The following is a 15,893-nucleotide window of genomic DNA, read 5'->3' as shown; positions in this document are numbered from 1 at the left end:
TCTGGGTTGGCGGGATCAATTACTTGCCCGGGCGTCCCGGGATTATCGGGTGTGACCGTCACAAACTTATGCTTCAACGTGACCGTGTAAGTCTTGACAGTTCCATCTGCATCGTAGACCACTCCAGCTGTTGGAAATGTTGAACTCACTAATTCATAACCAACATTCTCGTAAGCTGCGATTTTGTCAGCCGTTGTATAAGCATCGGTTGTCCCGTAGGCCCCCTGCAAAGCATCGGTCGCAATATTTTTGTTGGTCGTTTCGTCAAAATACGTCACCGCGGCTTTTTCAGTATTGGCCTTGTAAGTAACTGTTACAACTGTATCCAAATCAGTTCCTGTCACTAGATTGGTACCAGTAACACTAGTTTTATCAGCCGTATAGCCAGTAATTACTGGTGACACAACAGTCTCATAGCGACCAGTTGCCGTGTTACCAGTTAACCAATTCGTATAGACTACCGTACCATTGACCTCATCAATAGTTGCAGTACGCTTAAAAGTCACCGTTTGAACATTATCAGTACCAGCAGAATCACCATTTTGATATCGGTACTTAATGCTCTGTTTAACTTGATTAGTCAAATCATCCGCCGTTGTTCCTGCTGGATATTTCGGTCCGTCTGGGTTGGCGGGATCAATTACTTGCCCGGGCGTCCCGGGATTATCGGGTGTGACCGTCACAAACTTATGCTTCAACGTGACCGTGTAAGTCTTGACAGTCCCATCTGCATCGTAGACCACCCCAGCTGTTGGAAATGTTGAGCTCACTAATTCATAGCCAGCATTCTCATAAGCTGCGATTTTGTCGGCCGTTGTGTAAGCATCAGTTGTCCCGTAGGCCCCCTGTAATGGAATCGTCTTAATCGTTTGCCCCGTCGTTTGGTCAACATACGTCACAGTTGCCGTTTCCGTATTCGCCAAATAAATATACGTCACGGTACCACCACTATCAGTTAACGTGCCATTGGGTGCTACCCCGGTATCATTAGAAACTAACGTATAACCGGTCTTGGGTTTTTCAGCCGTGTTGTAGATTAAATAATCAGTAGCCGCGGCATCTGAACCATGCGTAGCAGTGCCAGTCGCCGTACTGTCGACTTGGGTTTTACCAGCAGCATCCGTATGCTCATATAGATACTGAACGGCAATGTCGCCAATGGTTAAAGTGCCGGGAACTACTGTAATCGTATAGTTTTGATTAACCGGATCAGTCGCATCATAAGTTGCCGTAATCGCCTTAGTACCAACCGCACTCAAGCCATCTGTCACATTATAATTTAAAGCCTCACCATTAACTGTCCCAGCAACAACCGCCGTCAAATTCTTTTCTGTACCATCATCCCAATAGACTTTACTTGGAATGGTGATGGTGGCGCTTACCTGGTTAATCGTTATCGTACCATTGACGTAAGAAATATTGTAATTACCAGCAGCGGCCGTCGTTGCGCCGGTCATTGCATACGAACCAGCATTAGTATAAGTCGTTGCACCACTGCTATCCGCCGCAACGGCAGTAAACACTAAATCATCATAATTGGTCCCACTCGTAACACTGGCCGTCGTCCCATGTGCCTGACCATCATAATCAACATTACTATCGTTAACTGTGACCGTCATGTCTTCAGGCGTGATCACTAAAGTTCCGTCTGACGCTGTTACCGTGTAATTTTTAGCTAGGATGGCTGCTTGTGTGGCATCGTTTAACTCATAGGTCATTGCATACGAACCAACATTGGTCCCAGTTGGTGTTGTAAAGTCAAACTGATCATAGGCGGTACCACTGGTTACGGATACTGATGTTCCATGGGCTTGGCCATCGTAGGTAACGGTACCACTAGCTGTTGTTAAACCAAGATTGGCGGTAACGACCTTATTACCAGCCTTAGTAAAAATTGTATCCGCATCAAGAATATAGTTAGACCCCATGGCCGCTTGAAGTGCGGCCCGACCAGCGGCATTCAAAGTCAGCGTATATAGGCCAGCATCCGCCCCGGTCAAATTAGTGCCGGTCCCTTGATAGGTATAGGTGAAATCCGCTGATGTTAAAACCGTCTGACCAACTGTACCCGCAACACCCGGTTCCACATGACTAATTACACCATTTTTAATTTGAAGTACATTCAGTGAAGCACCGTCTTTAACCGTCAGCGACATCGGCAACATTGTCAATGACCCAGTGTATGGCTGGGTAGCTATATTCATAGCTAGGCCATCAGAGGCCGTCGTGGCTTTAATGGTTGCGGGTAAAATTTGAAGTGTAAATGTATAATCTGACGCACCAGTTGAAAAAGTTGGCACATAGTCAGTGACATTCACATCACCGGATAAATCATAATAACTCGCATAGTCTTTAATAACCTCACTCATCGCTGCTTTACCGGTGGCATTGAGCGTGATGGCGTATTTTCCGGCTTGTTTAAGTGACTCAAGATCCGTATTCTCAGCATAATTAGTCACTTGGCCCTGTCCGTCTGTATAAGTAATATCAAAATAACTGTTGACATTCTCCTCATCTAAGAAAAGCAAATATAGTAAGTTGACCTTTTCGCCATTGACATCTTCTAAGTAGTTACCAGACGCATCCTGAATATAGTATGCGATATTATTGTCCGGTGTCGCACCTGGGGAACTGATATGAAGTCCTAAATTACCAATCGATGCATTATCATTACTATAAGTCATCGACACAGTACCCGTGGTTGCTAAAGATACCGTAGCCTGAGCTTCATCATCGCTAACCGTGGCTACGGCTGCTTGAATAGTTGATTTTGTTGCCAACAGTGTCCTTACTTTGTTAGTCGTACTGCGCGTCATTGGTGTCGCACCGTTTGCCATTGCAGAGATCCCGGAAACAGCTTCTGAAGTAGTTATACTTGTCGCCTCACCAGTGTCATTGCTCTCCTGACTAGCTGTAGCAGCGCTAGTAGACGTGTTTGCCACTGAAGAGCTCGTCATATTTGTACCTTGACTATCAACACTATAATTTGCACTGGTGGCAATCTCATTCGTCGTTGCTGAAGTTGAATCAGTGTCGATTGACTTAGTAGCTGTGCTTGACGCAGTCGTGTTTGTCGTCGCTACACTGGCGACAGTTGTACTTGCTGTAGTTGCCCTTGAGACAGTGGTGCTGGAAGTAGTAGCACTTGAGACAGTTGTACTTGCTGTAACTGTACTCGAGGCGGCAGTACTGGAAATGGCCGCACTTGAGACAGCAGTACTGGAAGCAGCAACGTTTGGGGTAGTTGCCTTTGCGGCCGCAGTCGTATCTTTAGTATCAGTAGTGGTGGGCTTCGCCGTATCACTAGATTTTAATACCACGGTATTTTTAGTTGCAGTGGTTGCGCTGGAGCTTACATTAGTGCTATTTTCAGTCTCATCAGTACTAGTATCGGTTGCCGCCTTGGCTTGCTCAACTTGGCTAAAAGTCAAGCCTACGCCAACAGAAAATACGGTTATACCAGCGGCTACCCAGCGTCGCCCTGATTTATAAAGTTTATAATGAGACTTACTTTCTAGTCCCAGTCTATTAAAACGATTCCACATGCTTTTACCTCCAAAGTTCAAATATATTTAGATAGCTATAAGACAGATAGATAGATTAATTAAGTTAAAAATTAACACATCTCGTTACTATTGAAATAATTGCTTTAATCATAAAGCTGTCACTTAATTGACCCCTTCAATCATCAGTATACGTTTAAACAAGTGGAAATAACAAGCGCACTACGCTAAATATACAAATTTATTTCTAAAATTATTTGATTGCAGTATTAGTTCATGCTATAAATAAGCTTAATTCCATTGATATAACAAGATTGTCGTCATCATTATTCACGTTCTGTTGACTAATCTACTGATTCGTTAAGTATTAAACAATGTATACTGTTCGCATCACATTAAGTAGCTATCAGTAACTGATTTTATAAATATCCACTCACCGTTAATCTAATTACGGCCAAAATCGTATTCAAGTATTTAATTACCGTTTTTACCTATAAAAGTTGTCCATTACTTCAAAAACTCACAGAGCAATCCCTAGGTCTAGTCCTTTTAGACAACAAAAAACTCCCTTGTACAATTTCAAAGGAGTTTTAACCGTCTATTTTGATTGTGCTAATTGTGTTTACATTTAACTGGTACTAAAAATACTTAACGAAAGGTCTAACTAAATTGCTACCTCAGAAGTCTAAAGCTCACCTGTCAATTGTCATGTTATCCAATTAAACATCCTCGCACCACAACTTTTAACTGCACCGAAAATCATTAAACATTCCGGCTCAATCCAAATAGGTGCTATGCAGGCCAATATAACCTAGATTAGTGCCAATCGGTTTCGCAGCGATCAGGATTGAATACATTTGATCGTAAAACTTTGAAGCAGCCGGTGACAGGCCCTTGTTGCGTAGTGCCTCCATCTGAAAACTGACTACTAATTTATTTAGCACGGCAATTGAATACCGATTACGCTCCAAGTCAGCCTTGGCCATCAAACCAATCTTACGCTCCCGGTCAGTAATACTGACCTCGAGGACAAAATCATATAATTGACTCAATAACGCCTGTTCATCGACTTGATGCTTCCCCGCATGTTTAAACATCGACTGCACCTAGCTTTCTTTTATTTTGCAATACTATTGAGCGAATCTCCATACGTCAATCTTGCAACTATTTTAGCGATTTTGCAAACAACGCTCGCAATCTGCTTAAACTTGATATTATTCGACGATTGGATCAAATATCAGTTTCATTTAACGACGCCCCATGAAGAATTCAAGCGGGCTTTATTTGGACCAATTCAAAGCAAGTCAAGGTCTTGATAATCACGCTAAGAATTGTCTCTATTTCGTATCAGCAGGATAATACTTTAAAAGGTAATTGCTAGAAAAATCGTTAGCTAATTGAATTATGAATCAAATCACGGCTTCGGACTTGATTATTCTGAAACTTACTAGTAATTGGTGCAATGACCGGACGCCAGCTAACAAGCAACAAAAAAAGCTAGCCAACCACTAAATGTGATTAACTAGCCTTCTCATTATCAGCCCGACCTAAGCCGCGACTAATAATTGTTGACGTTGTGATTTAGCCACGACGACGTTCTGGGATCCGAGCAGCCTTACCATGTAAGTTACGTAAGTAGTATAACTTGGCACGACGTACGCGACCTTGACGAACGACATCAATTGCGGCAACGCGTGGGGTGTGTAATGGGAATGTCCGTTCCACACCAACACCGTTACTGATCTTACGAACAGTATAAGTTTCGCTGATACCGGAACCATGGCGCTTGATAACAACACCTTCAAATAATTGGATCCGTTCGCGAGTACCTTCAACAACTCGTGCATGAACACGAACTGTATCTCCAGCACGGAAATCAGGGATATCCGTACGAAGTTGTTCATTGGTGATCTTTTCGATCAATTGGTTTTGACGCATAATGTATTTCTTCCTTTCGCCGACATTCGTGACAACCTGGTCAGCGGAACATCGTTAATGGGCACAATAGCCAATAAATAGAATACCATATTCAAGGACCGGCATGCAAGTTTTTTTGAATACTTGCTGGCTAACTAACCCCAGTCAACATAAAAATTCATGCTTTCGGCTCGTCCGCCTTTATATCAGCTAACATTTGCTGTGCTTTCCCAGACAATGTTAATCCCGTTAGCATATCAGGACGCCGCTCGTAAGTCCGTTTGAGCGCCTGTTCCAATCGCCAATCATCAATTTTCCCATGATCACCACTCAATAAGATATCCGGCACCTTCATGCCACGAAAATCGGCGGGACGCGTGTATTGCGGATACTCTAAGAGACCGCTCGAAAAAGAATCGCCAGGCGCTGATTCCGCATTTCCGAGTACGCCTGGTAGTAACCTCACTGTAGCATCAATCATGACCATCGCGCCCAGCTCACCGCCCGTTAAAACGTAATCACCTAAAGAAACTTCATCGGTCACTAGCGAACGGATCCGTTCATCATAGCCTTCATAGTGACCACAAATAAAGGTCAGGTGTTCTTCTCGGGCAAAGTCTTCGGCAACGTGTTGATTGAACTGCACTCCCGCCGGATCCAGTAAGATGACTCGTCCCGCTGCTGAATGCTTCGCTTGAACACTGGCCAACGCATCAAAAATTGGCTGTGGTTGCAGCAACATGCCTGCACCACCACCATACGGATAATCATCAACATGATTATGCTTGTCGGTCGTGAAATCGCGAAAATTGGTAACATCAACATTGATGACATCATTTTCAATAGCGTTGCCAATCATCGACTCATGAAGTGGCCCCGCAAACATTTCTGGAAACAGACTCAAAATGTCGATTTGCATTAATCAATCAACCCTTCCATTAGTTCAACGGTCACCACACCCGCAGCTAGGTCAACGTTTTTAATAACTTGCGGAATCTTAGGCAACAAGACGTCACTCTGGCCATGTTCACGCTGAACCACCCAAACATCGTTAGCTCCCGGTGACAAGATCTCTTTGATGGTCCCCAGTGGCTCGTCAGCGGTTGTTACAACTTGTAGGCCAACGATCTGATGATAATAATACTCACCCGCTGGTAGGTCATGTAAGGCTTCAGCAGGCACCTTAATTGTCCAGCCTTTATAACGTTCAACATCATTAATGTTATCGAACCCTTTAAAAGTCAAAAAGTATAGGCCTTTTTGCTCACGTGACTTTGTGATCGTGACAGTGACACCACCCGTAGTAGCATCTGGCGACTTAAATAAGACCAACTGTTGCCCGACCTTAAAACGTTCTTCAGGAAAATCAGTTACAACGACAACTTTCACCTCACCACGGATACCGTGGGTATTAACTAAGGTTCCAACACGATAGTAATCCATTATTTACCTCCTCTTAATTCTCTCGATTATTATGAGTTATTCTATTCTGTAAATCCGTTCGGCCTAAAAAGCCTCGTAGGATATAAAAAAACTCTTAAACAAAACATCACTGCTTCGCTCAAGAGTTTTTTTGTTGTCCGTCTTCGATCGTAAGTCGGACACGTTTAGGTCCTGAAACTCGGACACTATACACGACTGTCCGAATTGCCGAAGCAACTCGTCCCTGCCGGCCAATGACCCGGCCGATATCTTCGGGGTTAACCGTTAAGTTGTATTCAAGGTACCGTGTGGTTTCCTTAAAATCAACTTTAATATCGTCTGGATATTGAACTAACGGGGTGACAATCGTGGTGATTAAAGCTTTAATATCTGCCATGATCTATTACCGCTTTATTATTTAGTGAACTTAGCTTCGTGGTACTTCTTCATGATACCGGCCTTGGATAAGATATTCTTAACCGTATCTGAAGGTTGGGCACCATTGTTCAACCAACCGAGGATATCTTCCTCTTCAAGTTTAACTTGGGCTGGTTCTGTAAGTGGGTTGTATGTGCCGACTTGGGCGATAAAACGACCATCACGTGGTGAACGTGAATCTGCGACAACAATCCGGTAAAATGGATTTTTCTTAGAACCCATCCGCTTTAGACGAATCTTGACTGACATTTAAACACCTCCCGAATTCTTTAACAGGTAATAATATACCAGTAAATCAATAGCTTGTAAAGGACTTTTTCTTGACAGGCTAAAAAAACTTATAAATTAGCGTTTACGACGCCGCATTGCTTTAGCTAGCCGCTTTTGTTTTTTCTTCTTAGTTTGACGAACCATTCGCTTCATGGCCATTTGCTGCATCTTGCCACCGATACCGCCACCACCATTGGCACCGCCCATGAGGCCTTCCATACCAGCAAAGTTCCCTTTGGACATTTGATTCATCATCTTTTTGGTCTGGTTGAATTGCTTAATCATCCGGTTGACTTCATGAATTGGTCGGCCAGAACCAGCCGCAATCCGTCGCCGCCGTGAAGGATTCAAAAGATCTGGATCCGCTTTTTCGGCATTGGTCATTGAGTAAACAATTGCTCGAATGTGGGCAATATCTTTGGGATCCATGTTGAGATTCTTCATGGCAGGATTATTCGCCATCCCTGGAATCATCTTCATGATATCTTCCATGTTCCCCATCTTGTCAACTTGGTCTAATTGGTCGATAAAGTCGTTGAAGTCAAAAGTGTTTTCCTGAATCTTCAGGTTCATTTCTTCGGCTTGTTTTTCGTCATATTGCTGTTGCGCCTTTTCAATCAGCGTCAGCATATCACCCATGCCAAGAATCCGATCCGCCATCCGGTCTGGATGAAAGACATCAAGATCAGTCATCTTTTCGCCTTGACCGACAAACTTGATTGGCTTACCAGTGACGGCCCGAATTGATAGTGCAGCCCCACCACGAGTGTCGCCATCTAACTTCGTCAAGACGACCCCGGTCACATCCAGCTTATCGTTAAAGCCCTCCGCCGTATTAACGGCGTTTTGACCAGTCATCGCATCGATCACTAACAGGATTTCATCTGGATGCACTAAATCCTTAATATTAGCCAACTCGTTCATCAGTTGTTCATCAATTTGGAGTCGACCAGCCGTATCGATGAACACGTAATCATTATGGTTTTCCTGAGCCTGAACCATCCCTTGACGAACGATCTCAACAGGATCAACATCGGTCCCTAATTGAAAGACTGGGACATCGATTTGACGACCAACCTGTTGCAATTGTTCAATCGCAGCTGGCCGGTAGATGTCGGCCGCAATCATTAATGGCCGCGCGTTCTGTTCGTTCTTTAACTTGAGGGCCAATTTTCCGACCGTTGTCGTTTTCCCGGCCCCTTGTAGACCAGCCATCATGATAACGGTTGGAATCTTCGGCGATTTGTTCAATGGAACCGCCTTTTCACCCATCGTTTTCGTTAACTCTTCATCAACGATCTTAACAATTTGTTGGGCTGGATTTAAACCTTCCAGTACCTTTGCGCCGAGTGCGCGTTCGCGAACCGTTTTAACAAAATCCTTAACCACCGTAAAGTTAACGTCGGCTTCTAGTAATGCTAACCGAATTTCACGCATGGTGGCTCGAAGATCACTTTCCGAAATCTTCCCCTTGCGCCGTAAATTGGTCATTGCTTTTTGTAAACGTTCCGTTAGGCCTTCAAATGCCATTAGTGTCACCTAACCTTTATTATTATTCTGAGTCAGCTTCCAAGTTGACTAGTTGTTGAATCATCTTAATTAACTGAGTGTCCCCATGGTAATTTTGATTAATATAGTCAGAGATTGCGTCAACTTCGTGATTACGTTCCACAAAGTCGTGATAAAGATGCAGCTTAGTCTCGTAACCTTCTAAAATCTTTTCGGTCCGCTTGATATTATCATAGACGGCCTGGCGTGAAACTGAGAATTCTGCCGCAATTTCACCTAAGGAATAGTCGTCAGCGTAGTACAATTGAATATATGATTTTTGTTTATTTGTTAATAGTGGTTCGTAGAACTCAAATAACGAATTGATTCGATAATTTTTTTCAATTTCCATGTGGGACTCCTCACGCTTATCATACAGACTACACACTAAATAAGAGTACCGATTTTATCGCCATTCGTCAACTATCTGTCGCCATTTATGGTAAAAACAAATGGTAATCATTCTCGCACGGAGAACAATTACCATTTCGATAACTAGCTTGCTAGTTTAAACACCATCACCAACCGATTTAACCCGTGATAATGTCTTTAAATAAACCATAGACAAAGTCATTGGCATTAAATGGCCGTAAATCGGTCACTTTTTCACCCAAACCAACATACTTCACGGCGAGATGCAATTCATTACGAATGGCCAAGACGATCCCCCCACGTGCCGTACCATCAAGCTTTGTCAACACAATCCCACTAACATCCGTTGATTGTTTAAACAATTTTGCCTGATTTAAAGCATTTTGCCCGGTCGTTGCATCCAACACAAGTAAGACCTCATGTGGTGCATCTGGGATTTCACGCGTGATGACCCGCTTGATTTTTTCCAATTCATTCATCAAGTTAACCTTATTTTGCAATCGACCAGCGGTATCCACAAAGAGCACGTCGTAATTTTCGGCCTTAGCCTTCTTTACCGCGTCAAAGCACACGGCCGCCGGATCACTCTTTTCGGCCTTAGCGACCACGTCAACCCCATCTCGTTGGCCCCAGACTTGCAGCTGCTGAATTGCGCCAGCTCTAAACGTGTCACAAGCCGCCAACAAGACCTTCTTGCCTTGCTGCTTGTACATGTTCGCCATCTTACCGATTGTGGTGGTCTTACCAGCACCGTTGACCCCGACAAATAGAATAACGGTTGGGCCACTCTTAGCCATGTGAATTGAGTTATCCTCACCCTCACCAGCTTCGCCGTACATATCAACGAGCTTTTCGACGATGACGCTTGAAATTTCTTTCTTGCTCTTCGCGTTCTTTAATTTAACTTCGTCACGTAGCTCGTCACTGATCCGCATCGCGGTCTCATAACCCACATCAGATTCGATCAACGTATCTTCTAAGTCATCGAAAAACGTCTCATCAACGTGACGGAAATTAGCCAAGAAGGCGTTGATCCGATCGCCAAACGTCTTCCGTGACTTCTTCAGTCCTTCATCATAACGTTCGGCTTCAGTCGGTTCCGGCTCAGTCACTTCCGAATCAGCCGCATTAACAGTCGGTGCGACCGATTCAGTCGCAGCCGTCTCTGTTGGCGCTGATGACTTGACTGCTGGCGCCGTGCTGGCCACTGATTCTGACATTACGTTGCCTTCAACTGCTGCATCAGACGTAGTCGCTGGTGTCACTTCGCTCGCGGCCACTTGACTAACTTGTGCCGCACTCGCACTTAATGCAGCTAGTGACTGGGCAACCATTGCACTGGCCGTGAGTGGTGCTTCCGACACCGTCGCTGATTGCATTGGTGCTTGCGAATCAGGTTGCGCGGTTACCGCTGCCATGCTATCAGCCGGGGCTTCACTAGTAGCCGCTGATGTTACTGCAGCTGGTTTGTCCGCAGTACTCGTCGTTTCGCTTACGGCTGTACTGGACACCGGTGTGGCGGTTGATTCAGTTGTTACGACATCCGACCGAGCTGCCTGTTGTGACGAAGGGGCCCGATCATCACTGACCGGCGTACTAGCTTGACTCGTTGCTACCGACGCGCCACTAGCAGCTGATGTTGTTTGAGCATCATCTGATTCTGGTAGACTAAACGCTTTTTTTAACCGACTAAATAGTCCCATCTTCAACACTTCCTTTAATTATTTCTGTTCCTCTTTCAAGTCCGCCAAGGAGACGGAAACCATCTTGGAGACGCCGGATTCTTCCATCGTCACCCCGTAGAGTACGTCAGCGTGCATCATGGTCCCTTTTCGGTGGGTAATGATCACAAACTGTGTCCCCGTTTGAAAGTCATTCAAATACTGACTGAAACGGTCCACGTTGGCATCATCTAAGGCAGCTTCGGCTTCATCCAAAATGCTGAACGGCACGGGCCGCACTGCTAGAATCGCAAACAATAACGTAATGGCCGTTAGTGCTCGTTCACCACCGGACAACAAACTTAACCGCTGGAACTTCTTACCAGGTGGCTGGGCCATAATATCGACCCCACTCGTCAGTAAGTGTTCCGGATCGGTTAAAATCAATTCAGCCTTACCGCCACCAAACATCTGCTCAAAAATCGTACTAAACTCCGCGGCTACTTGATCAAACGCCGTTTTAAAACGCGTCGCGACGGTTGTATCCAAGTCTGCCATGGTTTGTAACAAGTGTTCCTTAGCTTCCTTTAGGTCGGCTGCTTGATTATTTAAAAAGTCGAAGCGTTCCTTGACCCGTTCAAACTCCTCGATTGCACCTAAGTTGACCGTTCCAATCTCATCCAAGCCTCGTTTGAGTAGTTTCAACTGCTCTGTAATTGCTGGCAACGCTAAGTCACTAACATCTGCCTGGGCTGCCGCAACTGTCAACTGATACTTTTCAGCTAAGTCCGCGGTCGCATGGTCGACTTCACCGGTCAATTTCGTTTGACTTAATTCCAAACGCCGGTAGTCGTCAGTTGCGGCAGCAGCTAGTTGTTGCAAGCGAACTTGCTTGTTTGACAATTCTTCAACCTGATCATTGATCGTTGCCAGCTGGTGTTCACAAGCCGCTCGTTGTTGTTCAACCTCAGTTTGTTTAGCCTTAGCCGTTTTCAAGACCGTTGCACGCTCCGCGACCGACATTTGCTGACTAGCTAATGTCGTTTGAATGGCCGTTAAATCCGCTTGCGTTTGCTTTTTTGTCTGCTCAGCTTGCGTCAAAGAGACCGTACACTGTTCTAATTGTCGCTGCGTTTGTTTAACGTGCTCCTGCAGCGTAATCAATTGTTCCCGTTGTGCTTGTAACTTCGCCGCCTGTGTCTGTTGATAGCTTTCATAATCAGTTTGTTGCTGTTGAACAGTCTGCATTTGCGCTTGATAATCTTTTAGCTTAGCCGCATTGGCCGCTTGAGCTTGCTGATTACGAGCCACTAAATCCTCATAGCTATCATCAGCCTGCGTTTGTTGCTGTTCATAGGTTAAAGCTTTAACTTGACGACTTAACTGAGTTTGTTCACTCTGAGCAGCTTGTAATTGCGCCTGCACCTGGCTGAGGTGGTCCTTGAGATCGCTCAATTGTTGACGGCTAGTTTCGACCTGAACCATTAAATCTTGGTTGGCTTTTTTTAGATTGGCCAGACCTTGCTCATAGGTCACCAATTCAGATTGCATCTGTTCAACATTCGCCGCAATTTTTTCAGCGGACTGTTGTTGCTGGAGAAGCCCATTATCATCATGCCGCGTGGCACCACCAGTAATGGCCCCACTAGCCGCAATCGTTTCACCATCAACGGTCACTAACTTGCACCGAAACCGGCGACTCCGTGAAATTGCCATCGCATGATCTAACGTGTCAACAATTGCCGTTGTTCCCAATAAATAACGTTTGATAGCCATAATTTTGGGCTCACAATCGACCAATTCACTGGCAACACCTAACACCCCGGGTTGTTGTAATAACTCGTGTTCAGTATTAACGGGCAGTTGTCGTGCCGTCATCCGCTCGATCGGTAAAAACGTCGCCCGGCCAGCGTGATTTTGTTTTAAGAAATTGACCACGGTTTTGGCCGTCTGTTGCGTATCACAAACAATATTTTGCAACTGGCCCCCCAACGCAACCTCAACCGCCTTAGTGTAACGGTCAGGGACAGTCAAGAGTTCGGAAACAGCCCCGGCGACACCACTAAACTGCTGGCGATGTTGCAGGACCATCCGGACACCCGCATAGAAGTTCGTATAGCGTTCCTGAACAGCTTGTAAAGCTTCTAAGCGTGACTTCTCACGTTGCATTAGTCCCGCTGCATCTAACCAGCGCTGCTGTTGCTCATCAATCTGTTCCGCATTCGTCTTAACTTGAGCTTGCTGGGCCGTTAACGTTGTTTGTTGTTGATTGACTTGATTTTCTAAATCACGTTGCTCCCGATTATGCACGTCAACGGTCGTCTGCACCCGTTTTAGATTAGCTTGCGCCTGTGCTAACCGTTCTGCTAACGCCGTGCTCTGACTGCCAGACTGTTGATGTTGTTTAACTAAGTTCTTCGCTTCGTTATTCAGCTCAGCCTGAACTTGTTTTTCATCAATATAAGCATTGCGTAGTTTTTCCAGCTCATCGGCCAACTGCTGACGACCGGCTGCACTCGTCGCCGTTGTTAATTCGGCGACTTGTGCTTTGACTGCCTTAACTTGGGCCTGCTGCTCAGATAAGGTTTGTCGTAATTGAGCTTGTTGCTCGGTTTGCGTCACAATCTGTTGCTCAGTTGCGGTCAAACTAGCTGTCAACCGTTCCTGCTCAGACTGCTGGTTTTGCCGTCGCTCAGCGTCAACCCCTTGTTGGCCTTGCGTATTTTCGATCGTCTTAGTTAACTCAAGATTTTGCGCTGCCAGCTGATCTTTTTGCTTTAATTGAGCCGTCTGTTGGGTTTTCAAATTAGCCAGCTTAGTCGCACCCGTATCAACTTGTTGCTGATATTTAGCCACTAACGCTTTGGCACTAGCTAACTTTTCATTGACACCCTGCAACTGATCTCGAGCAATCGTCAACTTCTTAACGAGCCGCGAACGGTCCAAATAATCAAATTTTTGTTTTTGATCTTGATAATCCCGGGCAAGACTCGCCTGTTCTTCCAACGGTCCCTTTTGCTGACTCAACTCCGCAATGATATCGTTCACCCGGTCTAAATAATCCGTCGTTTCCGCTAATTTATTCTCAGTCGTGAACTTATCCTTTTTGTACTTTAAAACCCCAGCGACGTCTTCAATAATACTGCGTCGATCTTCTGGTTTGGCATTAAAGACCGCCTCAACGCGGCCTTGAGAAATTACTGAAAACGAGTCTTTTCCTAGTCCCGTATCAATCATTAAATTCGTAATATCTTTCAGCCGACAACTCTGATTATTAATTAAATAATCACTGTCACCGTTGCGAAAGAGTTTTCGTGTAATACTAACTTCCGCATAATCTAAGGGTAAAAAGTGGTCACTATTATCAAATGTAATGGTGACTTTAGCCATATTCAACGGTTTTCGGTTAGCTGAGCCGGCAAAAATCACGTCAGTCATCTTGGTTCCACGTAAACTTTTGACCGCCTGTTCTCCAAGGACCCAGCGAATAGCTTCAATAATGTTACTCTTACCACTACCGTTTGGGCCGACAATTCCCGTCATTCCGGCTTGAAAATCAATTTTGGTTTTATCAGCAAAAGATTTAAATCCGCTGATTTCTAATGATTTAAGTTGCATTCGACACAAACTTCCTGTAATTATTAATGGTTACTCTTGCTGTAATTGTGAATAGGCTTGCCGCGCAGCACTCTGTTCGGCTTCCTTCTTCGAATGACCCCAACCCTCACCAATCTTTTGACCATCGGCAAGTACGGCGATCTCATATGAGCGCTCGTTAGCTGGGCCATCTTGTTCGATTAACTGATAGTCAATGGCGACATCACCATCACGTTGCAAATATTCTTGCAAGGTCGTCTTATAATCAAAGACGCCATCAAAACGGCCTTCATCCAATTTAGGAAAAATCACTTGATGAACAAACTTCAAGACAGGCTCACGTCCTTGGTCTAAGTACAAAGCCCCGACAAACGATTCAAAAATGTCGCATAGAAGTGAATCTCGTTCCCACGCATGGGCTTTTTGTTCACCCTTGCCTAAGCGGATGTATTGAGGAAAGTCACATTCACGGGCAAAACTAGCGAAGCTCTCTTCGCAAACCATCGCGGCCCGTAAACGAGTCAACTTACCTTGGGGCATGTCTTTATAACGTTTGTATAAATATTCGGACACCACTAACTCCAAGACGGCATCCCCCAAAAATTCGACCCGTTCGTAATATTTCAATTGTTGATCCTGATGTTCATTGACATATGAGGCTTGTGTAAACGCCTCGGCCAGTAAATCGGGATCATTAAAGACAATGCCAAAACGTTCCTTTAACATTGCGGCTAATTCTGTAATCATTTGAAACTTCCTTTCGTTATCACCTTGTTGGTTAGCGCTATTAGAGCCGCCAATTATCACAATCTGTTACCGGCGCTGTTTATGATCTAGCTCAGCATGAATCATTATTTAAGCGGCCAAAGTCTGACGTCAAAAACAACCAGCTGAGGTCCACAGACATTTCTGCCAATTGCCAGAACATGATGGACACAAATTCAAGCCGCAGCCCACGTCTTAAATACTGGCCGCCCACACTTTAAAGCGATACTGCAGAAGACCAAACTCAGGACGCTTTTAAATAATGATTCATGGGGCAATCAGTAAAACAACCCGTCACACATTGCATATCATAACATTATACTATGATTTAGTGGTCAATAACAATGATATTGCTACTACGACAACGATCCCAACCAAAAACAGGTAACCACATCGGCTA

The 15,893-nt window shown here is 44.8% G+C and carries 12 protein-coding genes; all 12 read right to left on the bottom strand.

The genetic code is table 11. The features are described from left to right. The coding region (locus RXV91_RS08630) for a mucin-binding protein (protein WP_316439527.1) at window positions 1-3,545 on the bottom strand (3,545 nt) is incomplete at its 3' end. 734 nt (window positions 3,546-4,279) lie between these two features. Then, a complete protein-coding gene (locus tag RXV91_RS08625) occupies window positions 4,280-4,600 on the bottom strand; it encodes a bacteriocin immunity protein (RefSeq protein ID WP_316439526.1) in 321 nt (106 codons plus the stop codon). Window positions 4,601-5,084: 484 nt separating this feature from the next. Then, complete coding sequence (gene rplS, locus RXV91_RS08620; RefSeq protein WP_003640385.1) at window positions 5,085-5,441, bottom strand: 50S ribosomal protein L19; 357 nt, start codon at window positions 5,439-5,441, stop codon at window positions 5,085-5,087. A gap of 157 nt (window positions 5,442-5,598) precedes the next feature. Next, the gene (trmD, locus tag RXV91_RS08615) at window positions 5,599-6,339 is read right to left on the bottom strand and encodes a tRNA (guanosine(37)-N1)-methyltransferase TrmD (RefSeq protein WP_316439525.1); all 741 of its coding nucleotides are present in this window, start codon (window positions 6,337-6,339) and stop codon (window positions 5,599-5,601) included. Beyond that, complete coding sequence (rimM, locus tag RXV91_RS08610; protein WP_316439524.1) at window positions 6,339-6,863, bottom strand: ribosome maturation factor RimM; 525 nt, start codon at window positions 6,861-6,863, stop codon at window positions 6,339-6,341. The genes trmD and rimM overlap by 1 nt, the downstream gene beginning before the upstream one ends. Before the next feature lie 118 nt (window positions 6,864-6,981). Beyond that, the gene (locus RXV91_RS08605; RefSeq protein WP_021731638.1) at window positions 6,982-7,239 is read right to left on the bottom strand and encodes a KH domain-containing protein; all 258 of its coding nucleotides are present in this window, start codon (window positions 7,237-7,239) and stop codon (window positions 6,982-6,984) included. Window positions 7,240-7,256: 17 nt separating this feature from the next. After that, the gene (gene rpsP, locus RXV91_RS08600) at window positions 7,257-7,529 is read right to left on the bottom strand and encodes a 30S ribosomal protein S16 (RefSeq protein WP_003638633.1); all 273 of its coding nucleotides are present in this window, start codon (window positions 7,527-7,529) and stop codon (window positions 7,257-7,259) included. Between the two features lie 96 nt (window positions 7,530-7,625). Beyond that, the gene (ffh, locus tag RXV91_RS08595; protein ID WP_316439523.1) at window positions 7,626-9,080 is read right to left on the bottom strand and encodes a signal recognition particle protein; all 1,455 of its coding nucleotides are present in this window, start codon (window positions 9,078-9,080) and stop codon (window positions 7,626-7,628) included. Between the two features lie 22 nt (window positions 9,081-9,102). Then, window positions 9,103-9,450 (bottom strand): putative DNA-binding protein, encoded by a 348-nt coding sequence (locus tag RXV91_RS08590; RefSeq protein ID WP_021731640.1) that lies wholly within the window; start codon window positions 9,448-9,450, stop codon window positions 9,103-9,105. Between the two features lie 178 nt (window positions 9,451-9,628). Next, window positions 9,629-11,173 (bottom strand): signal recognition particle-docking protein FtsY, encoded by a 1,545-nt coding sequence (gene ftsY, locus RXV91_RS08585; RefSeq protein ID WP_316439522.1) that lies wholly within the window; start codon window positions 11,171-11,173, stop codon window positions 9,629-9,631. 18 nt (window positions 11,174-11,191) lie between these two features. Continuing rightward, window positions 11,192-14,749, bottom strand: coding sequence for a chromosome segregation protein SMC (smc, locus tag RXV91_RS08580; RefSeq protein ID WP_316439521.1), 3,558 nt, complete (start codon window positions 14,747-14,749; stop codon window positions 11,192-11,194). Window positions 14,750-14,779: 30 nt separating this feature from the next. Next, entirely contained in the window at window positions 14,780-15,475 is a 696-nt protein-coding gene (rnc, locus tag RXV91_RS08575) for a ribonuclease III (RefSeq protein ID WP_021731643.1), read from the bottom strand. Window positions 15,476-15,893 lie beyond the last annotated feature (418 nt).

The sequence above is a fragment of the Lactiplantibacillus sp. DA1 genome (assembly GCF_032681335.1).
Lineage (GTDB): Bacteria > Bacillota > Bacilli > Lactobacillales > Lactobacillaceae > Lactiplantibacillus.
This window is presented reverse-complemented; position numbering and strand designations above follow the sequence as displayed.